General features: G+C 44.3%; 19 protein-coding genes and 1 riboswitch. Of the genes, 11 read left to right on the plus strand and 8 right to left on the minus strand.

All coding sequences use genetic code 11. The annotated features are described in order from the left end of the window. Positions 1-133: 133 nt before the first annotated feature. Entirely contained in the window at positions 134-772 is a 639-nt protein-coding gene (gene nudF / locus LDO73_RS14370) for an ADP-ribose diphosphatase (protein ID WP_224058889.1), read from the minus strand. Between the two features lie 308 nt (positions 773-1,080). On the opposite strand from nudF, the gene tolC reads away from it, so the two are divergent. The 3 genes from tolC to LDO73_RS14385 all read left to right on the plus strand — a co-directional run bounded on the left by tolC (position 1,081) and on the right by LDO73_RS14385 (position 4,746). After that, positions 1,081-2,463 carry an outer membrane channel protein TolC gene (gene tolC, locus LDO73_RS14375; protein WP_224058890.1) on the plus strand — a complete coding sequence of 461 codons (1,383 nt, stop codon included), beginning with the start codon at positions 1,081-1,083 and terminating at the stop codon, positions 2,461-2,463. A 408-nt stretch (positions 2,464-2,871) separates the two neighbouring features. Continuing rightward, complete coding sequence (locus tag LDO73_RS14380; protein ID WP_224058891.1) at positions 2,872-3,579, plus strand: DUF1190 family protein; 708 nt, start codon at positions 2,872-2,874, stop codon at positions 3,577-3,579. Positions 3,580-3,585: 6 nt separating this feature from the next. Then, entirely contained in the window at positions 3,586-4,746 is a 1,161-nt protein-coding gene (locus LDO73_RS14385) for a glutathionylspermidine synthase family protein (protein WP_224058892.1), read from the plus strand. 109 nt (positions 4,747-4,855) lie between these two features. Here the strand turns inward: LDO73_RS14385 and ygiD are convergent, their stop codons facing one another. Both ygiD and ribB read right to left on the minus strand, forming a co-directional pair. Next, positions 4,856-5,659 (minus strand): 4,5-DOPA dioxygenase extradiol, encoded by an 804-nt coding sequence (gene ygiD, locus LDO73_RS14390; RefSeq protein WP_224058893.1) that lies wholly within the window; start codon positions 5,657-5,659, stop codon positions 4,856-4,858. 170 nt (positions 5,660-5,829) lie between these two features. Continuing rightward, on the minus strand, positions 5,830-6,483 hold the full coding sequence (ribB, locus tag LDO73_RS14395) for a 3,4-dihydroxy-2-butanone-4-phosphate synthase (RefSeq protein WP_224058894.1): 654 nt from the start codon (positions 6,481-6,483) through the stop codon (positions 5,830-5,832). A gap of 154 nt (positions 6,484-6,637) precedes the next feature. Continuing rightward, positions 6,638-6,805, minus strand: a riboswitch (FMN riboswitch). Between the two features lie 191 nt (positions 6,806-6,996). Here ribB and ubiK point away from each other — a divergent pair. Next, positions 6,997-7,275 (plus strand): ubiquinone biosynthesis accessory factor UbiK, encoded by a 279-nt coding sequence (ubiK, locus tag LDO73_RS14400; RefSeq protein ID WP_006662951.1) that lies wholly within the window; start codon positions 6,997-6,999, stop codon positions 7,273-7,275. 84 nt (positions 7,276-7,359) lie between these two features. On the opposite strand, the gene hldE is transcribed toward ubiK, so the two are convergent. From hldE to LDO73_RS14415, 3 genes are all read right to left on the minus strand, one after another. Then, positions 7,360-8,787 (minus strand): bifunctional D-glycero-beta-D-manno-heptose-7-phosphate kinase/D-glycero-beta-D-manno-heptose 1-phosphate adenylyltransferase HldE, encoded by a 1,428-nt coding sequence (gene hldE / locus LDO73_RS14405; RefSeq protein WP_036956264.1) that lies wholly within the window; start codon positions 8,785-8,787, stop codon positions 7,360-7,362. A 95-nt stretch (positions 8,788-8,882) separates the two neighbouring features. Further along, positions 8,883-11,741 carry a bifunctional [glutamate--ammonia ligase]-adenylyl-L-tyrosine phosphorylase/[glutamate--ammonia-ligase] adenylyltransferase gene (gene glnE, locus LDO73_RS14410; protein WP_224058895.1) on the minus strand — a complete coding sequence of 953 codons (2,859 nt, stop codon included), beginning with the start codon at positions 11,739-11,741 and terminating at the stop codon, positions 8,883-8,885. A gap of 11 nt (positions 11,742-11,752) precedes the next feature. Then, positions 11,753-12,715 (minus strand): inorganic triphosphatase, encoded by a 963-nt coding sequence (locus LDO73_RS14415; protein ID WP_224058897.1) that lies wholly within the window; start codon positions 12,713-12,715, stop codon positions 11,753-11,755. Positions 12,716-12,995: 280 nt separating this feature from the next. On the opposite strand from LDO73_RS14415, the gene LDO73_RS14420 reads away from it, so the two are divergent. Next, positions 12,996-13,607, plus strand: a complete 612-nt coding sequence (locus LDO73_RS14420; RefSeq protein ID WP_224058899.1) for a TIGR04211 family SH3 domain-containing protein — start codon at positions 12,996-12,998, stop codon at positions 13,605-13,607. Positions 13,608-13,617: 10 nt separating this feature from the next. After that, entirely contained in the window at positions 13,618-14,853 is a 1,236-nt protein-coding gene (locus LDO73_RS14425) for a multifunctional CCA addition/repair protein (protein ID WP_224058901.1), read from the plus strand. A 56-nt stretch (positions 14,854-14,909) separates the two neighbouring features. On the opposite strand, the gene folB is transcribed toward LDO73_RS14425, so the two are convergent. Then, positions 14,910-15,269, minus strand: a complete 360-nt coding sequence (gene folB, locus LDO73_RS14430) for a bifunctional dihydroneopterin aldolase/7,8-dihydroneopterin epimerase (RefSeq protein ID WP_224061193.1) — start codon at positions 15,267-15,269, stop codon at positions 14,910-14,912. A 115-nt stretch (positions 15,270-15,384) separates the two neighbouring features. On the opposite strand from folB, the gene plsY reads away from it, so the two are divergent. Beyond that, positions 15,385-16,038 carry a glycerol-3-phosphate 1-O-acyltransferase PlsY gene (gene plsY, locus LDO73_RS14435; RefSeq protein WP_224058908.1) on the plus strand — a complete coding sequence of 218 codons (654 nt, stop codon included), beginning with the start codon at positions 15,385-15,387 and terminating at the stop codon, positions 16,036-16,038. Between the two features lie 311 nt (positions 16,039-16,349). Further along, positions 16,350-17,882, plus strand: coding sequence for a methyl-accepting chemotaxis protein (locus LDO73_RS14440; protein WP_224058910.1), 1,533 nt, complete (start codon positions 16,350-16,352; stop codon positions 17,880-17,882). A gap of 95 nt (positions 17,883-17,977) precedes the next feature. On the opposite strand, the gene tsaD is transcribed toward LDO73_RS14440, so the two are convergent. Continuing rightward, on the minus strand, positions 17,978-19,009 hold the full coding sequence (gene tsaD, locus LDO73_RS14445; protein WP_224058912.1) for a tRNA (adenosine(37)-N6)-threonylcarbamoyltransferase complex transferase subunit TsaD: 1,032 nt from the start codon (positions 19,007-19,009) through the stop codon (positions 17,978-17,980). A gap of 373 nt (positions 19,010-19,382) precedes the next feature. Between tsaD and rpsU the strand changes: the two genes are divergently transcribed. The 3 genes from rpsU (at position 19,383) to rpoD (ending at position 23,495) form a co-directional block, all read left to right on the plus strand. Then, positions 19,383-19,598 (plus strand): 30S ribosomal protein S21, encoded by a 216-nt coding sequence (gene rpsU / locus LDO73_RS14450; protein ID WP_001144069.1) that lies wholly within the window; start codon positions 19,383-19,385, stop codon positions 19,596-19,598. A gap of 119 nt (positions 19,599-19,717) precedes the next feature. Further along, a complete protein-coding gene (gene dnaG, locus LDO73_RS14455; RefSeq protein WP_224058914.1) occupies positions 19,718-21,463 on the plus strand; it encodes a DNA primase in 1,746 nt (581 codons plus the stop codon). A 181-nt stretch (positions 21,464-21,644) separates the two neighbouring features. Next, positions 21,645-23,495, plus strand: coding sequence for an RNA polymerase sigma factor RpoD (rpoD, locus tag LDO73_RS14460; RefSeq protein ID WP_224058916.1), 1,851 nt, complete (start codon positions 21,645-21,647; stop codon positions 23,493-23,495). Positions 23,496-23,599 lie beyond the last annotated feature (104 nt).

The following is a 23,599-nucleotide window of genomic DNA, read 5'->3' on the forward strand; positions in this document are numbered from 1 at the left end:
AGTCTTCCTTTATCCTTAAAAATAGCGCTAAGTATTATCACCTAACCTGTAAAGTGCGTAGGTTACTGATTTTAACCTAACTATCGACTCAATATCTGCTAATCAGCACACACTTCACTAGATTAATGGTTATTTAAATCAGTTTCACCCATTTTTCATGCAGCTTTTGGTGATTCAGTTGTAGCCATTGAATGGCAATCACGGTTGCCGCATTATCAATTTTACCCTCTTCAACCCACTGATAAGCTTGCTCTCGGCTCACTACATGCACTCGAATATCTTCATTTTCCGAAGCCAAGCCATGAATACCTTTTGCCAACGAGCTATCGACCTCTCCAACAAAAACATGAATCCGTTCGCTGGTGCCTCCTGGGCTAGATAAATAGCTAATCGGTTTTTCTATTCGTCCAATGGTGAGGCCTGCTTCTTCCGTTGATTCCCGGCGAACCACCTCTTCGGGGGATTCATTCTCTTCTATCATTCCCGCGACTATCTCTAACAACCATGGCGTTTCGCTTGATTCAAAAGCAGGAAAACGAATTTGCTCGATTAACACGACCTTATCGGTTTGTGGATCATAAGGCAGTATTGCCCCCGCATGCCCTCTTTCAAATACTTCGCGAACAATTTCTTTGCTCCACCCACCTTCAAATAATCGATGTTTAAATCGATATTCAATCATTTGAAAAAAACCGTTAAATAATTTACGCTTAGATATAATTTCAATATCATTTTTACTGTATTTAATCGGGTTTTCGATTTTATTATTCATTGATAGTCTCCTAATCCCTTCATTTTTATACTAACAAAGATGGAAGGATGAAATCAGTTTTTAAGGTTTTTTAACCTTAGATGAGGTAATGTTTAAACAAATTGAGACTAAATGGCACAAAAGGCTACCGTTTTCCGTGCCACACCTCTGTTACAATGTGCGCCATTATTCAAATTTATGAGCAACAATAGGGTCTGTTTTGAGAACGGTCTCTCTTTTCAGAGTTCCAACAGCCTATCATCGTCCTTAACATGATAAGTTTTAGACAACAGGCTCCATATAATTTGCTGTTTAATCAAGGAATCAAAATGAAGAAACTGCTTCCCCTTTTTATTGCGATGAGTTTTGTGGGTCTCAGTGCTAATAGTTACGCAGAAGATTTACTTCAGGTTTACCAAAAATCCAAAGACAGTAACCCGGAACTCAGAAAGTCATTTGCTGAGCGTAATCAGGCTTTTGAGAAAATCAACGAAGCACGTAGCCCGCTGTTACCGCAATTAGGTTTAGGCGCTGGAGCAACCTATGGCAGCGGTTACCGTGATGCAAGCAACACCGAAAGCACGGGTCTTAATGCGTCATTAAAATTGACCCAGACTGTGTTTGACATGTCAAAATGGCGTCAGTTGGATCTTCAAGAAAAAACCGCAGGAATTTCTGATGTTACCTATCAGACAAGCCAGCAACAGCTTATTTTAGATACCGCAACGGCTTATTTTAACGTATTGAAAGCCATTGATGCGTTATCTTACATCCAAGCCAACAAAGAAGCGGTTTACCGCCAGTTAGACCAAACAACACAACGTTTTAACGTCGGCTTAGTCGCAATCACTGACGTACAAAACGCCCGTGCAAATTACGATAGCGTGATTGCACAAGAAGTCGCTGGTCGCAATGATTTAGTTAACGCGGTTGAAAAACTTCGCCAAGTCAGCGGTGTTTACTATAGCCAGTTAGCTTCTTTAAATATTGACCGTTTCAAAACTGCTAATCCAGAAGATGTTGAGTCTATCTTAAAAGAAGCTGAACAGCGTAACCTGAGCTTACTGAGTGCCCGTTTAGCGCAAGACGTTTCTCGTGAAAACATCCGTTTAGCGGAAACTGGCCATATGCCGACCGTAGGCCTAGATGCATCCACTAGCGTTGCAAACTCTTACCAGCATGGTAGTGGTTATGATCGTTCTGGTGGCGCAAATAACAGCTACAATGGTCAAAACAGTATTGGCTTAACATTAAGCCTGCCTTTATATTCTGGCGGAGCAGTAAGTTCACAAGTTGAACAAGCTCAATATGGTTTCCAAAGTGCTAGCGAACAACTGGAAAGCGTTTACCGTAACGTAATCCAATTAGTTCGTTCATCGTATAACAACGTGACATCATCAATCAGTAGCATCAACGCTTATAAACAAGTTGTTGTTTCAGCGCAAAGCTCATTAGATGCAATGGAAGCTGGCTACCAAGTGGGAACTCGTACCATCGTTGATGTGTTAACAGCAACAACTGCGCTGTATCAAGCGAAGCAAAACCTGTCTAACGCCCGTTACGATTATATGATCAACCAACTGAATATCGAATTTGCACGTGGTACGTTAAACGAAGATGATATTGCTCGTTTAAATGCCAGCTTAGGTAAAGAGATCCAAACTTCACCTGACAGCATTATTCGCAACTCGACTGCACCAAAAATTAAATAATCATTTAATTTAGTCGATGAAAATAGCTCGCTCAAATGGCGGGCTATTTTTTTAGCTCTATCACCCAAGCGCTTATTTTGAAATAACGCGAATTTGTCTGTTCTCTAAATAATGAATAACTTACCGTATTATTTGTTCACCTAATTCTTAAAATTCAGTCAATTCTGACTAAGGTTAATTGCAACCATAGTCAAAAAATCATCATAATTAATTTATTGATATCAAAGAAAAATAGGAATTACTCGGTATTAGATTTCACCAACAACATGTAAAAATGGAATCAATTTCGCTAAATCCATCATTTCCCATTATTTGTGCAGCATTTGTACTTTAATTTTTATCCTATATCCCCTATTCTAAGGGCAACATCTCGAACCTCTTACTTATTATTCATTCAAGGTAATTACCATGACCATGAAGCGTACCAAAAATATTAATCAGAACGCCTTCCGTAAGTCTTGGCGCTCATACCGTTTAGCCCCTGTCGCTGTTGCGGTCAGTGCTGTATTTATGCTGTCTGCGTGTGAAGAGAGCGATGAAACCGTATCTCTGTACACTAACGCGCAAGACTGTAGCCAAGCAAATCCATCTCAAGCAGAGCAATGCACCCTTGCGTATAACAACGCATTGAATGAGGCCGCTAAAACGGCTCCAAAATACGCAACTCAAGAAGATTGTGTAGCGGAATTTGGTGAAGCAATGTGTACTCAGGCACCAGCTCAGGCAGGCATTGCAGGTACAAGCACACCAGCAGCCGGCGAGCCAGCAGCTCAACCACAAAGCAGTGGTAGCATGTGGATGCCATTAATGATGGGCTACATGATGGGCCGTATGATGGGCGGTGGTGCGCCATCTCAACCATTGTTTAGCTCTAAAAACCCAGCAAGCCCAGCAAATGGTAAATTTGTTGATTCGACGGGTAAAAGTTATGGTCCAGCCGTTGCTGGCGGTCGTTCAATGAGCGTACCAAAAACCGCTATGGCACCAAAACCAGCCACCACCTCTACCATTACTCGTGGCGGCTTCGGTGATACAGTCAACAAACAAGCGACAGCACAACGTTCATCTTCGTCCGCGAAATCTAGCTCATCCTCTTCCCGTTCAATGGGTGGTTGATAAGTAATGAAACGTGTTCCTATTGTAGAGCGCCCTAACTGGCGTGAAAAAGCGGATGAGTTTGGTTTTCACTTCCACACTATGTACGGCGAACCGTACTGGTCTGAAGATGCCTATTACCAATTCACGCTAGCGCAAGTTGAAGAAATTGAAGAAGCTACCTCTGAAATTCACCAAATGTGCTTAAAAGTGGTTGAGCGCGTTGTTGAAAGCGATGAGTTACTCGCTCGCTTTCAAATTCCTAAACATTGTTGGGAATTTGTCCGTAGTTCGTGGAAAAGTGAGCAACCTTCATTATATTCCCGTCTCGACTTAGCTTACGATGGTGTCAATCCACCTAAGTTACTGGAAAATAATGCAGATACACCAACGTCACTGTATGAATCAGCGTTCTTCCAATGGATTTGGTTAGAAGATCAAATCGAGGCTGGAAAACTGCCAGAAAATGCTGACCAGTTTAACAGCATTCAAGAGCAACTGATTGAACGTTTTGGTGAGCTTAAAGATCAATACGGTTTCCGCTTGCTACATATGGCTTGTTGCCAAGATACCGAAGAAGATCGTGGTACAGTACAATATCTGCAAGACTGTGCGAATGAAGCTGGCGTAGCGACCGAATTCCTGTATATGGATGAAATCGGGCTGGGTGAAAAAGGTGAATTCACCGATACACAAGATCAGGTCATTAGTAACCTGTTCAAACTGTATCCATGGGAATTTATGCTCAGAGAAATTTTCTCAACCAAGCTGCAAGATGCGGGTGTACGTTGGTTAGAGCCTGCATGGAAAAGCATTATTTCCAACAAGGCGTTGCTACCAATGTTATGGGAAATGTTCCCTGACCATCCAAACTTGTTACCAGCCTACTTTGCGGATGGTAATAAACCAGAGCTTGAAAGCTATGTGATTAAACCGCTATTTTCTCGTGAAGGTGCGAATATTCGTGTCATCGAAAATGGCAAAGAAATCGCCTCTGCGGATGGCCCTTATGGTGAAGAAGGGATGATTATCCAGCAATTCCACTCACTGCCAAAATTTGAAGGCAGCTATACATTAGTGGGAAGCTGGTTAGTTAACGACCAACCTGCGGGCATCTGTATTCGCGAAGATAAAGAGCTGATTACTCAGGATTTATCTCGTTTCTACCCCCATATCATTATCGACTAGTATTTCGTAGTTTGATAAAAACAGGGTATCTGACAAAAAGAAAGCGGCAACGAACTATTTCGTGCCGCTTTCTTATTTTCTGTTTTAAGTATTAACCAATTTGAAAGTATTAACCGATTTGCACTGACAACATGCTCAGCGATGCGGAAACAATGCCCTCTACAGGCGTACTTATCCCTTCTTCACCATCCCAAGTTCCTAAAATAGGCAAGATAGGTAAAAAGTGTTCCGGTGATGGGTTCGATAACTTACCATCTTCACGATCTAACCCTTTAGTGAGTGGATGCGGCTGCTCGTGACTGCGTAAATTGTCATACACAAACTGCTCAAAAGAGGTCGCCCAAGGATAAGGCACTGCATTTGCATTTTGCCAATCCATTGCTCTTAAATTATGAACCACGTTACCGCTGCCCATAATCAATACCCCTTCATCTCGTAATACCGCCAGCTTTTTACCCAACTCATAATGCCAAGCAGCTGGCTTCGTACCATCAATACTGAGCTGAACCACAGGGATATCCGCTTGAGGATACATACGGACTAAAATTTCCCATGTACCGTGATCAAGTCCCCACTCCTCTTTATCTTGATAAATTGGCTCTGGAGACAATAATTCAGCTACCTGTTTAGCCAGTTCTGGAGAGCCCGGTGCTGGATATTCAATTTGGTATAAAGCTTCAGGGAAACCACCAAAATCATGGATAGTTTTCGGTTTAACCATCGCGGTGATAGCCGTTCCACGGGTATACCAATGTGCTGAGATCACTAAAATCGCACGCGGTCTAGGCAAGGTTTTACCCAGTTTTTCCCATGCTTCAGTATACGAATTATGGTTAATCGCGTTCATCGGGCTACCATGACCGATAAATACCGCAGGCATTCGATGGGTTAAGTGTTGGTTATTTGTCGACATGATGACCTCAATTCCACTAAAAGGATAATGAATATCAGCATACCCTTTTTTAGAAAAAACACAGTGGGGGAATTATGAGAATGATCATCAAAAAATTTGAATAGGCCACAAAGGTGTGCAACTTTGTGGCCGATGACTCTGTATGCAAAACGTTTTAAAAACCTAGCAAATTAGCTGGCTTTTTTTTCCAACTGAAGGCGATAGTTAACTAAGTCTTCGATAGTCACAACGGTCATATTGTGCTCGCGAGCAAACTTCACCACATCTGGCGCACGCGCCATGCTGCCATCATCATTGGTTAACTCACACAGTACTCCAGCGGGTTTGAAACCTGCCAGTACAGCTAAATCAATTGTCGCTTCGGTATGACCACGGCGAGTTAATACACCACCCTCACGAGCGCGCAGAGGGAATACGTGACCTGGACGGTTAATATCCGCAGGTACTGCGTTATCCGCAATTGCGGTTTTAATTGTCGTGATACGGTCAGCCGCAGAAACGCCTGTCGTCACGCCTTTTGCCGCTTCGATAGTGACCGTAAAACCCGTTTGGTTTTGGCTGGTGTTTTTTTCCACCATCATCGAAATATCAAGCTGCTTACGGCGTTCTTCCGTAATACACAGGCACACAATGCCGCTGCTATAGCGAATGGTCATTGCCATTTGCTCTGTGGTCATGGTTTCTGCTGCAAACACTAAGTCACCTTCATTCTCACGATCTTCATCATCGAGAACTAAGATACCTTTGCCTTGGCGCAGGGCTTCAATTGCATTTTCAACACGCTCGGTAGGATTACCGAATTCGGAAAGTAGCGTCTGATTCATGGTAAAAACCTTCTTAAATTAACAATATTTGAGTTACCAGAACCAGGGCAGTCTTAGGAGTACGAGAAATGAATAAACACAACGACTTAACAGCCGTTTCGCCATTCAATATGTAGAACAATGTTGCACCTAAAAGGTACAAACATGCAGATACAGTGATTCTCTCCCATCCGGACTATGACCGTCGGCTCCAGATTCACACTGGATCTGCTGACCTTTCCTATCCATGACAATAATGCCAAAGATAACAAAGCGCTCGCGGGCTTCATGCGCGATGCATGTTACCGCCGGTGGGGACTTTCACCCCGCCCTGAGATTACGCAATTAATATAACTCCAATAATTCAATGGTGCAACGAACAAACGATAAACTGGAAACTTACTCACACTTTTCGCCAATAAAAACAAGATGAAAGGCTGGGTTTTTATAATAATGTTAGAAGGTGGTTTATTCATAACGCCGCAGGTATTACACTACCCCACATTATTTATATTGAAACTGAAGGACCCGCGAATGCTCGATCCGAAAAAAATTGAACAAGTTGCCCGCCAAATTCAAGGTGCATTACCAAAAGGCGTGCGTGACTTAGGTGAAGACTTTGATAAAAAGCTTCGTTCACTGCTGCAATCTCAGCTTGGCAAATTAGATTTAGTCAGCCGTGAAGAGTTTGATATTCAAACACAAGTTTTGCTGCGCACTCGCGAAAAACTGATGAAAATGGAGCAGCGCGTTAGCGCACTTGAAGCCCGTTTTTCAGATGAAAAAGTGATTGAAGAAAAACAAGAAGATTGATTCACAAACAAAAAAGCCTAACTTCTGTACGCATTTAAATGCAGACAAAAAGCTAGGCTTTTGCTAAAACCAATTAAAATTTAATTATTTGGTTTTCATAATATTTTTGATGATATTGGTGGTTGAAATACCATCTTCGAAATTCAAAACCATCACTTGCCCACCAGCAGCCCACACTTCCTTGCTACCAGCAATCTCATCTGGTTGATAATCCCCACCTTTTACTAAGATGTCAGGCAGAATTTCTGAGATCAAACGCTGCGGTGTATCTTCCTCGAATGGCACAACCCAATCCACGGCACCCAATGCGCCCAACACAATCATACGTTGGTCTAATGGATTAACTGGGCGAGTTTCGCCTTTCAAGCGACGAGTCGATGCATCACTGTTTACCGCAACAATCAGGCGATCACCCAATTTACGTGCATTTGCCAGATACGAAACATGTCCTGCATGCAGAATATCGAAACAGCCATTGGTCATCACCACGCGCTCACCGCGAGCACGCGCATCGGCTACGGCTTGCTTAAGCTGGCTTTCGGTCATTACGCCGAAACCATTCTCTGCGCGACCACGGATCGCATTTTCTAATTCGATAGGTGAAACTGTTGAAGTCCCTAATTTGCCAACCACAACACCCGCCGCTGCATTCGCTAATGCACAAGCTTCATGCAATGGACGACCTGATGCAATTGATGCCGCCAATACGCCAATCACCGTATCACCAGCCCCTGTCACATCAAAGACTTCCTGTGCTTCAGTCGGTAAATGTAGAGGTGCCTCATTACGGCGGATCAAGCTCATGCCTTGCTCTGAACGAGTAATCAATAGCGCTGATAACTCTAAAGACTCAAGGAGCTGCATCCCTTTTTCTTCAACATCTTTATTATCTTTGCAACGACCCACAATCGCTTCAAATTCAGACATATTTGGCGTTAACAGGGTTGCTCCACGATAACGTTCGAAATTGTTGCCTTTCGGGTCGATAAGAACAGGTACGCCCGCTTTATTCGCCAGCGCAATCATCTTCTCAACTTCGGTTAATGCACCTTTCGCATAGTCAGACAGCACCAATGCCCCAATATGTGGCAGAGCTTGTTCGATGCGCTCTAGCATTGGCTGTGCATCCACATTTTCGAACCCTTCTTCGAAATCGAGGCGGATCAGCTGCTGGTTACGGGATAAAACACGTAACTTAGTAATGGTTGGGTGCGTTGGAATGGCCACAAAATCACAGCGTACATTCACGCCATTCAGGTTCTCAGTCAGCGCTTTTGCCGCGTCATCAATCCCCGTTAAACCCACTAAGCGAGAATTTGCGCCCAGTGACGCAATGTTCATTGCCACGTTTGCAGCGCCACCTGGGCGCTCTTCCACCATGGTCACTTTAACAACCGGAACCGGCGCTTCAGGTGAAATACGATTCGTAGGTCCATGCCAGTAGCGGTCTAACATGACATCACCAACAACCAATACACCTGCTTGCTTATAATCAGGAAGGGTTACTTTCATCCCGCACTCCAGTTATGAAAAGAAAATCTGAAATTAATTGCCGCTAATACTAGCATACTGCGCAATATCGCCTAAATAATTTGCTAGCTAATCAATTACTCAAGCCATTTTTTCCAGCTGGCAAGCACTAAGGCGCGTTGAGCTGAAAATTGTTGACTGTCCACGCGACTCGGTAAAGATTGTAGCGCTAAGTGATGTAGCTCGTTACGCATCGTGACATACGCCTGCGTTAAACCATACGCTTCGTCTTCTGGCATAAAATCATACTGCGCCATTAGCTCAAAAATACGCACGTTATCTGACCAGCGAGTCAGCGCTGGATTATCAATAGCAAAACGCAGCACTAAATATTGAGCAATAAATTCAACATCAGTGATCCCGCCCGGATCAGCTTTTAAATCAAACTCATTTTCCTGATGGCTTCCCAAATGCCGATGCATTTTCAGGCGCATATCCCGCACCTGCTCACGCAGCACATCTGGCTCTCTCGGCAGACATAAGGTTTCATGACGAATTTGCGTGAATTTTTGTTGCAGCGAACTGTCACCAAACACCATGCGAGCGCGGATCAGCGCTTGATGCTCCCATGTCCACGCATCATTTTTTTGGTAATCATCGAAAGATTGAATTGTGCTGACCAACATGCCCGATTCACCGGAAGGCCTTAGGCGCGCATCCACGTCGTACAATACCCCTGAAGCCGTTCGGGTGCTAAAAAGATGAATAATACGCTGCGCAACACGCAGATAAAATTGACGAGCTTCGATGGAACGATCCCCTGTTGTCACCGCATTCATCGGGCAGTCAAACAGAAAAACCAAATCCAAATCTGAGCTATAACCCAACTCCCAGCCGCCTAATTTACCATACCCCAGTACCGCGAATCCGTACTGTTTTTCATCGAACTTATCTTCATCAAACTTAGCTAAGTGATCCGGCTCTCCATAGCGCTTGACCATCATTTGCCATGCTTGGTGCACCACGGCATCAATAATCGCTTCAGCCAAATACGTTAAGTGGTCACTCACTTTCATCACAGGGAGCACTCCCGAAATATCTTCGGCGGCAATGCGTAATAATTGTGCCTGTTTAAATTGGCGGAGCGCTTCTAACAACTGCTCTTCGTCATCTTCAGGCACGCGCATTAAATATTGGCGTAATTCATCGCGATAGGCGGTGAGTGGTAATGGCTGATACAAGGATTGCGGATCGAGTAATTCATCCAACAAAAGTGGGTGACGGGCTAACTGCTCGGCAATCATTGGTGAAGCCGCGCATAAGCGAATAACGTGAGTCAGTACTTCGTCAAATTCGAGCATCAACTCTAAATAAGTTGTTCGGCTAACAATGCTCAGCAGTAATGGCGTGATGCGTTCAATCACTCGCCCAGCATCTTCGCGCTCGCCGACTTTTGCCAACAATTTTGGCATTAATTCATCAAGAACATCACGACCACGAGGGCCGATAGTGCGCTTATTAAGATCATGGCGGAACAGGCTAATTCCATGGATCATTTTTTCTGCGACGAGTTCATCTTTTGATGGTAAATAACTTGCCAGCTCCTCTTTGGAAAGCTCGCTTTGCCATAGCGTAATGTACGCTTCATGGCACTCTTCCACTTGGTCTTCCTCGTCATCGCTACCGATTTGTTCTGCGAAAATTTGGTGTACTATTGCCATTTTCGCACTCAATTGCTGATAAAAATCAGTCCAATTCGCAAATCCCATTCCCCACGCTAAACGCGCCTGATTTAAAGCATCATCGGGTAATGTTTGGGTTTGTTGGTCATCGATACTTTGCAGTAAATTCTCTAACCGACGCAGGAAGATATAGCTGTCTTGCAGTTGAGTAACTTGCTGTTCAGGTAATAATGCAAGCTCTTCAATGCCTTGTAATGCGGTAAATAAAGACTGTGACTGTAATGCAGGTTCTCGCCCGCCTCTGATCAACTGAAAAACTTGGGAAATAAACTCAATTTCACGAATGCCTCCCGCGCCTAATTTGATGTTGTTGACCAATCCACGGCGGCGAACTTCTCGCTCAATCATGTTTTTCATATTACGTAAGGATTGGATGACACTGAAATCTATATAACGACGATAGACAAACGGGCGTAATAATTTACGCAAAGTATCCGCATAATGAACGCTGTCAGGCCCCATGATTCGGGCTTTGACCATGGCATAGCGTTCCCAGTCTCGCCCCTGTTCTTGGTAGTAATCTTCCAAAGCAGAAAAACTGAAGACCAATGGGCCGCTATCGCCAAATGGGCGTAAACGCATATCAACGCGGTACACAAAACCATGAATGGTGACTTGGTCAAGAACGCGGATAAGCTTCTGCCCTAGGCGCGTAAAAAACTGCGCGTTATCCAGCTCTTTACGCCCACCTTGAGTAACCCCATTTTCGGGATAAGCAAAAATCAGGTCGATGTCAGAAGAGAAATTTAACTCTCTGCCACCCAGTTTACCCATCCCAAGCACTAATAGTGGCTGCGGGTTTCCAGCACGATCACACGGCGTTCCCCACAAGAGGCAGTAGGTTTTGTATAGCCAATCACGAGCTGCAACAATCAATACCTCAGCCAGTTCACTCAGTTGCACAATAGTATCGCGCTGAGCACATAATTCTAAGGTTTGCATCCAAGCAATACGTACTAACATATGATGACGAAAAGTGCGTAAAACCTGCATCAAATGATCTTCATCAGTCACCGATGCTAGCGCTTCCTCCAGCCATTCCCCATAGCGAGTCCATTCATCGCCTACCGGCGGCAGTGTTCGGATATGCTGTAAAAATCGGGAATGAGCGAGAACCTGTTTCAACACAAAATCACTGAATGCGAGAAAATTCAGTTCAGATTCATTTAGCGGAAGCAACTCAGAAGATTGCTCCGTAAACTGCTGAATAATACGTTGGTGTTGGTTCTGCAAAAGCTCGGAAGAAAGCGGCATAGATTCAGTACCTATTCGACATCAGTATATGTTAAGGCGGTTAACCACTGAATAAAGGCTAGTTTGCATTTTAGCCATTGGCTACTGTAACAAAAGCCTTCTGCACTGACCGTTTCATCAGTCACATCCAAACGTAATTGTTCCAGAGGGAGATCGTGAACAAAATGCGGCGCAGAGTTTTGGTAATGTACTAAGAAAGCCTGAACAAAGCGTAAGAACTCGCTGAGCCCATGACGTGCATGCTCACCATCCGCTAGCCAATACTGTTCATGCTGCTGGCAAAGTTGCTGCATGTGCAACAGAGACTTCTCAATCGGTTGTTCTTCATAATCAAACACCGATTCAGGACGCACTAAAAGTACTGGCTCACTCGCCAATAATGAGTAGCCTCGCGCCGCTTTACTCAGGGAGGATAGATTCAGACCATCGATATCCGCGAATTTCTTCGCTAAATTCAATACATCCGCCACAAAGCCTTGTTTTAGTTCCAGTTCAAATTCTTGAATCGGTAAGTCTTTCGCACCCGCAGAGACTTCCCCTTGGTCGAAAACAATTTCAATTTCACTATCTTCGAATTTCACTAACCATGTTTCGCGAGTGAAATTGGTACTAAACAGAACTTCCAACTCATCCTCAAGTTGCGCGATATCCGTTCCTTCTGGCCAGATTTCAGCTGGAAATGCCGCGAGATTGATTTCAGGGGAATCAATCTCCACGTTGAACTCTGGGCGCTGGTGTAATCCGCTAATCACTTGCCCAGCCGTTTTCATCGTCATCTCATAACGACCATCACAACCCCGAATACGCAACCCCATATCCCATTGGCGTAGTTGTCTTTGCGCCGTATCAAAATAGATATTAGTCAGCTTGCGAGGAGCAGAATGTTGTGGCGAAAGCGTCGAAATACACTGGCGAACAGCATCAATAGCAGAACTCTGAGCCGCTAACTTGAGTTCAACTTCTATGTGGTTCATACATTTCCTTATTTAATAATTTTACTGCATCCATATTACCCCAATCCCTGAAAGCAGAGAAAAGAAACCGCACGGAAACCAAAAATTCTACAAACATAAATTCCCTTAGAGGGTTGTTTCAATAACATGCTTAAAAATTGTATTATCCAGTGACTTAGGAAGGTTCTCATTCTCATTCAACATTTACACAACTCTATGCTTTAACGTTTGCACCAATAGGCTTTACTTATTAGTATTTAATTAATACGACACTCATTCACCGTGAAAAGATAAAAACACTATGCGAAAAATTCCACTTTTACTTGTTTCAATCATGGGGTTAGGCCTTTCAATCACAGCAAACGCTGAAACACGCTACGTTTCTGAAGATTTATCGACTTATGTCCGTAGTGGTCCGGGCACCAACTACCGCATTGTTGGCTCGCTAAACGCAGGTGAATCCGTTGAACTAATTTCAGTGGATAATAAATTTGCTCAGATTAAAGATAGCAAAGGTCGCACCGTTTGGTTACCAACGGATCAGCTCAGCGACATCCCAAGTACGAAGAGCCGAATTCCGCAGTTAGAAGCTGAAAATCAAAAGCTTCGTCAACAGTTAGATAACATTGATAATACTTGGAATACCCGCACCGCAGACATGCAGCAAAAAGTGGCTGATAATGATAGCGAAGTGCGTCAGCTCAAAGCGGAAAATGAAAAACTGAAAAACGAACTCATCAAAGCAGGTAAAAAGTTAGACATTGCTGAAGTGAATCTGGATGACCGCCGCCGTGAGTTAATTTTACAGTGGTTTATGTATGGTGGTGGCGTGGCGGGTGCTGGCTTAATTTTAGGGTTACTTCTCCCTCACATTATTCCACGCCGTAAAAAACGTAATGATGGTTGGATGTAAGAGAGCCTAAATGAAAGTCTATCTCGTCGGTGGAGCGGTACGTGACAAATTACTTGGGTTACCCATCTCAGATAGAGATTATGTGGTGGTGGGTACCACGCCAGAGGCAATGCTAGCCCAAGGCTTTCAGCAGGTAGGAAAGGATTTTCCGGTCTTTTTGCATCCGAAGACTCACGAAGAGTATGCCCTTGCCAGAACTGAACGAAAAATTGGTTCTGGCTACACTGGGTTTAGCTGTTATAGCGCGCCAGACGTCACCATCGAGGATGACTTACTGCGCCGAGATTTAACCATCAACGCCATCGCACAAAGTGATACAGGGGAATTGGTCGACCCCCATCATGGTGTACGTGATCTCAAAAATCGCGTTCTGCGCCATGTCTCTGATGCTTTTTTGGAAGACCCATTGCGCGTATTGCGTGTCGCGCGTTTTGCCGCTCGCTATTATAACCAAGGCTTTCGAATTGCCCCAGAAACCATGACACTGATGCAATCCATGTCGGAATCTGGAGAGCTATCCCATCTCACCCCTGAGCGCGTCTGGACGGAAACGCACAAAGCACTGATGTCCAATTCACCTCAAGTTTACTTTGAAGTTTTACGTGAATGTGGCGCACTTGCCGTCCTATTCCCTGAAATTGATAACTTATTCGGCGTACCAGCTCCTGAGAAATGGCATCCAGAAGTGGATACTGGGATCCATATTTTGATGGTAATGCGCGTGGTGGCAATATTATCGAAAGATATTGATGTGCGTTTTGCTGCGTTATGCCATGACCTAGGTAAAGGGCTTACACCTAAAGCGGTCTGGCCAAGTCATCCGCAGCATGGAGAAGCAGGGATCCCCCTGATCATCGACATGTGTGAGCGGTATAAGATCCCTACCAGCACCAAAGATCTCGCCTGCCTTGCTGCAAAATATCACGATATGATCCATGTGATTAACAAACTCAGCGCTGCCGATATTGTGGGGATCTTTGATGGATTAGATAGCTGGCGTAAACCTGAGCGTATTTTTCAGCTTAGTTTAGTGAGTGAAGCTGATGCCAGAGGTCGCGGAGGATTAGAAAACCAAGCTTATCCTCAAGGAATATTTTTACGCCAGTCCTATGAGATAGCCAAAGCGGTTGCGGTAAAATCGATTATTGAGCAAGGCTTCCAAGGCGCACAAATCCGAGAGGAACTGACTAAGCAGCGTATTCAAGCTGTTGAAGAGTGGCTGAAAATACAAACCGTGATGATTTAAAATAGCTGAAAATATTGGCGGCACATAGACCGCCAACATCCACGAGACAATCCCCATTAACTGGTTTTTGTACCACGTTCAATCAGCACGCCCATATTGGCTGCACGGGCTACTGCGCCCGGCTTAGATACACGGATACGTACCCAAGGCGTTAAAAATTCATTCATCAGAAGTTGAGCCACTTCTTCTGCAACTCGCTCAACTAATCCAAACTTGTTCTGTTCTAAATAGCTAACAATGCGTTCGCTGACATCGGCATAATTCAAACATAATTCAACATTATCGCTCATCGCGGCCTGTTTATTGTCCCATCCCATTTCGATATCGAGCAAAAGTTTTTGTTCAATACCTTGTTCCCAGTCATATACACCAATGGTGGTGATGACTGATAATTGTTCAATAAATACGATATCCATCACGTCATTTTCTCGTTTATGTGCTGAATTGATACCACTTCAGGAAAAATATGCGTATTATCCAAGACTGAAGTGAATTACATATAAATAGCCTAAACCGTTTTTGGAGTTAGTTATGAGTGCTATCGCGCTTGGCATGATAATCTTCGCCTATCTTTGCGGATCAATATCGAGTGCTATTTTGATCTGCCGTCTGGCAAGATTACCCGACCCTCGTCAACACGGCTCTGGTAACCCCGGTGCAACTAACGTCTTACGCGTCGGTGGCAAAGCCGCCGCTGCTTCAGTACTGATCTGTGACGTACTGAAAGGGATGATCCCTGTATGGCTTGCTTATTATTTAAATGTGCAACCATTCTATCTTGGCTTGGTCGCGATTGCAGCCTGCCTTGGGCATATTTATCCGGTTTTCTTCCACTTTAAAGGTGGAAAAGGCGTTGCAACCGCATTTGGATCCATCGCAGCAATTGGCTGGGATCTTTCAGGGCTGGTGGCCGGTACTTGGCTGCTCACCGTATTGCTCAGTGGCTACTCATCCCTTGGGGCGATTGTCAGCGCACTACTGGCACCATTTTATGTGTGGTGGTTTAAGCCTGAATTCACCTTCCCGGTTGCCATGCTGTCGTGCTTGGTGCTTGTTCGCCATCATGGCAATATTCAGCGTCTATGGCGCGGGCAAGAAAGCCGAATTTGGCAAAAATTGAAAAATAAAAAGCGAAAAACCACCAAAGAGATAGCTCAAGAGCAACGTGACGACAACGACGATTAACATCCTTCACGAATCATGCCTCTAATAAATCATTACTTTGATAAGCAATAAGGGCTGAATTTCAGCCTTTTTTTATTTCTATTATCTTCACTTCTTGTTCAATCACATCCTTCTATACCATCAAAAACTTTCCCTATTTTTTACTGCATTGACTCACACTCACATCACCAATATTGATACGTATTTACACTTATTCATAACGCAGCGCACACTTTTAAAAAATAGTTAAAATATTGCAAATTTATTACTAATGAATAATTAAAAATTGTCGACTATATAAAGGAAAACTTAACTATAAAAGTGAATATAAAATGAGCAGAACTCCATATGTAACCCAAAATGAGCATATCTTAGATGAAGATATCACCTTGATGACTACAAGCGACCTTCAAGGGAATATTATTCACGCTAATGATTTTTTTGTGCAGGTCAGTGGGTATGATCTCGATGAATTAATGGGACAGCCTCACAGGATTATTCGTCATCCTGATATGCCCAAAGCCGCCTTTGCGGATATGTGGCGTACCTTAAAAATGGGAGAACCGTGGACAGGGATCGTCAAAAACCGCCGTAAAAATGGCGACCATTACTGGGTTCGTGCCAATATCATCCCCATGCAACGAAAAGGTGTCATCACCGGTTATATGTCTATTCGCCTACGCGCCACCCGAGAGGAAATCGCCGCGGTTGAGCCGCTGTATAAAGCCTTAGTCGAAAATCGCAGCAATCGCCGAATTTATAAGGGGATCGTGCTGCCCAAACGCCGTCGATTCTCACTTTCAACCCTGTCTGTTCGCTGGCGTTGCCGTTTAATTTCCAGCAGCTTACTTGTCTTGTGGATGGCGATGGCGGGTTTATCGGGTCTATCTGGAAATGCACTGTTACTGGCCAGCTTATTCACCTTGATAACCCTACTACTCGGTAATGTGATGTTAGAGCGTAGTTTTGCTAAGCCGCTCGAAAATATTATGTCTCAGGCACTCAGCGTCGCGCGGGGTAACCGTAATAGCATTGATCACATGAGCCGTGTTGATGAAATTGGGCAGATCCTGCGCTCCATTGGCCAGCTTGGCTTAGTGTGTCGTTGGCTGATTAACGATGTATCCGAGCAAGTGGATAACGTTCGTAAAGGCAGCCAATCGTTAGTGAGTGATTGCGGTGAACTCGATAGCCATACACAACGTACCGTAGGCTATATGCAACAAACCGCCGCCACCATGAACCAAATGGCGGTCTCCGTTAAGATGAATGCGGACAACACCCACAAAGCCGATATGCTCTCCAATGAAACAAGTGAAACAGCGGTGAATGGCGGTGCGATGATGGATGCAGTGGTCATCACTATGGATGAAATAGTACACAGCACCAGTAAAATCAATTCGATCACCGATGTGATTAAAGATATCGCATTCCAAACCAATATCTTGGCGCTAAATGCCGCCGTGGAAGCTGCTAGAGCGGGTGAACAAGGCAAAGGTTTTGCCGTCGTCGCCAATGAAGTTCGTAGCTTAGCTAGCCGCAGTGCTAGTGCAGTGAACGATATTCGCGAGCTTATCAATAACTGTGAAAAGAAAGTGAGTTCTGGTAAAGACCAAGTCTACACGGCGGGGAACACAATGAAAGAGATTGTGGATCAAGTGCAGAACGTAACGCAGCTAATTACCCATATTAGCCATGCCACTACGGAGCAAGCTTCTGGGATTTCCGATATCACACAAGCCGTCAGTGAATTGGAGTCTATCACTCAACAAAGCAGCTTACTCGTTGAGCAGAGCACCGAGACTGCGAATCACGTTAAAGATCGTTCCATTCGCTTAGAAGATGCAGTGACTGTCTTGCACTAAAAACGTTATACATTAAGCTCGTTTTACAATAAAAAAAGGGGCTAACGCAATACGCTAGCCCCCTTTTTTATTATGTTCAAAACATAATAAATTAATTATTTAACAGCACTTTCATCTAACGGTGGCAACTCTGCAAGAGGCCAACGAGGGCGAACGGTCACGCCTAAATCTGCATTTGCTCCGCCTTTTAAGCGAATTAAGCCAGCTAGTGCAATCATTGCGCCATTGTCGGTACAAAACTCAGGGCGTGCATAAAATGCTTCACCGCCACGCTGCTTTAAAACTTCTTCCATTTTGGCGCGTAAAGTACGGTTAGCACTCACGCCACCAGCCATCACTAAACGTTTAAATCCAGTTTGCTCAAGCGCACGCTTACATTTAATGGCAAGAGTATCCACAACCGCATCTTCGAAAGCACGGGCGATATCAGCGCGGGTTTGAGGATCATCCGGGTTATCGCGAATCGTATTTGCTGCAAAAGTTTTCAAACCAGAAAAACTAAAATCTAACCCCGGACGGTCAGTCATCGGGCGAGGAAAAACAAAACGCCCAGCAACGCCTTGCTGCGCCATACGAGACAACACAGGTCCACCTGGATAATCTAAACCAAGTAATTTAGCCGTTTTATCAAATGCTTCGCCTGCCGCATCATCGATGGATTCGCCAAGAAGTTCGTATTCACCAATGCCCGTCACGCTAATTAGCTGGGTATGACCACCAGAAACTAACAGCGCCACAAACGGGAACTCAGGGCTTTTTTCTTCCAACATCGGGGCAAGTAAATGCCCTTCCATATGATGCACAGCAACTGCAGGTACATCCCACGCAAACGCCAGCGCACGACCCACTGTCGCTCCCACCATCAATGCGCCCACTAAACCAGGGCCTGCGGTGTACGCAACGGCATCGATATCTTCACGGGTTAAATTGGCTTCTTTGAGCGCCGCTTGAATTAGCGGTACTGTTTTGCGGATATGATCACGAGAGGCTAATTCGGGTACGACGCCACCGTAATCAGCATGAACTTTAATTTGGCTGTATAACTGGTTCGCGAGTAGACCCAGTTTATCATCATAGATTGCGATTCCGGTTTCATCGCAAGATGTTTCGATACCTAAAACACGCATTGCACTACCCTTGTTTGTTGCATGGGGGCAAGTTTACCACTAAATTTGTGTCATCGCGCCTAAATTTGCGTCATTGCGCAATAAAATGTCATGAAACCCCACAATTAATCCCAGCAAAAGGCTGACTTTCCAAGTTGTATAGTCTATAATCAGACCCCTGTAATAAAAATTTCGTGTGGCAAACTCTCATTATTATCTGGTTTTTCTCACTTTATTGAATAAAGTTGAGGTGAAACAGGTGATCTTGCGTGATTCAATTTTATACGGCACTTTACAAACCCGTACTCATTGAAGTAAAATTCCGCACCATTTTAAATGAAGGCTGGTGAACCAAAACCAGCAACAAACCGATTTCTATTGAGGTGAGAGGCACATGCCGGTAATTAAAGTACGTGAAAACGAGCCATTCGACGTAGCACTGCGTCGTTTCAAACGTTCTTGTGAAAAAGCAGGAGTTTTAGCAGAAGTTCGTCGTCGTGAATTCTATGAAAAACCAACGACTGAACGTAAACGCGCTAAAGCATCAGCTGTAAAGCGTCACGCTAAAAAACTGGCTCGCGAAAACGCACGCCGTACTCGTCTGTACTAATTTGATTGCGATTTTTATCGCAGCCAATACAGATAAGTAAGTAGTTAGCAGTTAAAGGCCGTGCTTTCCTAACGGAAGCGCGGCTTATTATCGTTCATCAACAGGCGAAAAAGAGGCTTATGGCTGGACGAATTCCGCGTTCATTTATCAATGACTTACTCGCTCGTACCGATATCATTGATTTAGTCGATGCAAAAGTCCCGTTAAAAAAACAGGGTAAGAACCATCACGCTTGCTGTCCTTTTCATAACGAAAAAACACCATCATTTACTGTTAATGGTGAGAGGCAGTTTTACTATTGTTTTGGTTGTGGTGCCCATGGTAACGCCATCGATTTTTTGATGAATTACGACAAATTAGATTTTGTCGAAGCGATAGAAGAGTTATCCGCATTACACGGTCTGGATGTTCCATACGAAAAAGGAACCGGAACCAGCCAAATTGAACTCCATCAGCGTCAAAATTTGTACCAATTGATGGAAAAAATAAATCAGTTTTACTGCGCTGCCTTAAATCATCCATCGGCCAATAAAGCTAAAGATTATTTAAGCCAACGTGGTTTAAGTGCAGATATTATCTCGCATTTTTCGATTGGTTTTGCGCCCGTAGGCTGGGACAACCTTCTCAAGAAATTTGCTGTGACCCCAGAAAGCCGCCAACAACTTGATGAAGCAGGCATGCTGGTCACTAATGATAATGGTCGCGTTTATGACCGCTTTAGAGAGCGAGTCATGTTCCCGATTCGCGATCGTCGCGGTCGCGTAATTGCATTTGGTGGACGGGTGTTAGGCGATGGGGTGCCGAAATATTTAAACTCCCCAGAAACCGATATATTCCATAAAGGTCGCCAACTTTTCGGCCTTTATGAAGCCACACAAAATAGTAGTGAGCTTGCAAAATTACTTGTTGTTGAAGGCTATATGGACGTTGTAGCACTCGCACAGTATGACATCCGCTATGCGGTTGCATCACTTGGCACCTCTACAACCTCTGAGCATATTCAATTGCTCTATCGCTCAACAGACACGGTAATTTGCTGTTATGACGGAGATAGAGCAGGAAGAGAAGCCGCTTGGCGTGCACTTGAAAACGCCCTTCCTTATCTGACCGATGGTCGCCAACTCCGTTTTATGTTTTTGCCTGATGGCGAAGACCCAGATTCATTGGTACGCAAAGAAGGAAAAGACGCCTTTGAGCAACGCATGGAAAATGCGCAAAGTCTTTCCACATTTTTGTTTGACTCTTTAGTTCCTCAAGTGGACTTAAAAACCCAAGAGGGTCGAGCAAAAATTAGTAAGCTTGCTATCCCATTGATAAAACAGATACCGGGTGAAACTCTGCGTCTTTATATGGCACAAGAGCTAGGAAATTTTATTGGTATACCGGATATTTCCCAAGTTCTTGCTATGATTGATAGAGAGAGTACTGAGCCAGTTAACTATCAGGCACCCAAACTGAAACCAACAACAATGCGCATACTTATCGCGTTGTTGGTGCAAAATCCGAACTTTTCGGAGCTTGTTCCCTCGCTAGAGGGAATTGCCCATATCCAAATGCCGGGGCTTTCTCTATTTCAGGAATTGGTTGAAGTTTGCCGTTCCACCCCCGGAATGACTACTGGGCAGTTGCTAGAACGTTATCGCGATAATAATTTCGCGAAACAACTTGAAAAACTCGCAACATGGAACGATATAGAAATAGAGGAAATAGCGGAAAATACCTTTATAGATGCTCTAAATCATCTATTTAATAGCGCCCTCGATGAGCGTTTCGACTATTTGATAGCGAAAGAACGAACACAAAGGCTGACACCTGAAGAGCGCGAAGAAGTCCGTCTAATCACTCTTTCACGAGTGAAAACTTAAAGCATCCAAAAATAGTATACAGAACGGCTTAAGTGCCGCAAATAACAAGGCAAATGCCTGTAAATGCTACGAAATATAAAGGGCGTAGCGCGTAGTCAAATGTCCCTTTAAATGTTCTTGTTGGCCGTTAGTTTCGCCGACCGACACCAATTTAAATACTCAGAAGTGTGGATACCGTCTTATGGAGCAAAACCCGCAGTCACAGCTTAAGCTACTCGTCACCAAGGGTAAAGAGCAAGGTTATTTAACCTATGCTGAGGTAAACGACCATCTGCCGGAAGATATCGTCGATTCGGATCAGATTGAAGATATCATCCAGATGATTAATGACATGGGCATCCAGGTCATGGAAGAAGCACCTGATGCCGATGATTTAATTTTGGCTGAAAACACTTCCGACACGGATGAAGATGCAGCTGAAGCTGCAGCTCAAGTATTGTCCAGTGTTGAAAGTGAAATTGGCCGTACAACTGACCCAGTGCGCATGTATATGCGTGAAATGGGGACTGTCGAACTTCTTACCCGTGAAGGTGAGATCGACATCGCAAAACGTATCGAAGATGGTATCAATCAGGTTCAGTGCTCTGTTGCTGAATACCCTGAGGCTATCACCTACTTACTTGAACAATATGACCGCGTCGAAGCTGGCGAAAGCCGCTTATCTGACCTCATCACTGGGTTCGTTGACCCAAATGCGGAAGAAGATTTAGCCCCTACAGCAACCCACGTAGGTTCTGAACTTCCACAAGAAGAGTTAGATAAAGACGAAGAAGATGAAGAAGACGAAGACAGTGATGACAGCGATAGCGATGACGATAACAGCATCGATCCTGAGTTAGCACGTCAGAAATTCTCTGATCTTCGTGAGCAATATGAAAAAACTCGCACCCATATTAAACAATATGGTCGTAGCGATGCGAAAACTGTAGCTGCTATCGAGCAATTATCCGAAGTTTTCAAAGAGTTCCGTTTAGTACCTAAGCAGTTTGACTATCTGGTCAACAACATGCGTGAAATGATGGACCGCGTTCGTATGCAAGAACGTACTATCATGAAACTGTGTGTTGAACAGTGCAAAATGCCTAAGAAGAACTTCATCACCTTATTCAGTGGCAACGAAACTAGCGAGACTTGGTTAACCGCAGCAAAAGCGATGAACAAACCGTGGTCTGAAAAACTGCTGGAAGTGGAAGAAGAAGTTCTGCGTTGTCTGCAAAGACTGCGTCAAATCGAAGAAGAGACTGGCCTGACAATCGAACAGGTTAAAGACATCAACCGTCGTATGTCTATCGGTGAAGCTAAGGCTCGTCGTGCGAAGAAAGAGATGGTTGAAGCAAACTTACGTCTGGTTATTTCTATCGCGAAGAAATACACCAACCGTGGTCTGCAGTTCCTTGATTTGATTCAAGAAGGTAACATCGGTCTGATGAAAGCGGTTGATAAGTTTGAATACCGCCGTGGTTATAAGTTCTCAACTTATGCAACATGGTGGATCCGTCAAGCTATCACCCGTTCTATCGCTGACCAAGCACGTACTATCCGTATTCCGGTTCACATGATTGAGACAATCAACAAACTGAACCGTATCTCTCGTCAAATGCTGCAAGAGATGGGCCGTGAGCCATCGCCAGAAGAACTGGCAGAACGCATGCTAATGCCGGAAGATAAAATCCGTAAAGTACTGAAGATTGCAAAAGAGCCAATCTCCATGGAAACGCCAATCGGTGATGATGAAGATTCACATTTAGGCGATTTCATTGAAGATACCACATTAGAGTTACCGCTAGATTCTGCAACGTCAGAAAGCTTACGTTCGGCAACTCATGAGGTTCTGGCTGGCTTAACCGCGCGTGAAGCGAAAGTCCTGCGTATGCGTTTCGGTATCGACATGAATACTGACCACACCTTAGAGGAAGTGGGCAAACAGTTTGATGTTACCCGTGAGCGTATCCGTCAGATTGAAGCCAAAGCGCTGCGTAAATTACGTCACCCTAGCCGCTCAGAAGTTCTGCGCAGCTTCTTGGACGAATAAGCTACAACGTCTTCAAGTCTACAAAATCAAACACCTGCTTCGGCAGGTGTTTGGTTGATGACAAAGAGGGATAAAAGCGTGGTTTTTCCCTCTTTGTGTTATCA

Source organism: Providencia alcalifaciens, assembly GCF_915403165.1.
GTDB lineage: Bacteria > Pseudomonadota > Gammaproteobacteria > Enterobacterales > Enterobacteriaceae > Providencia > Providencia alcalifaciens_C.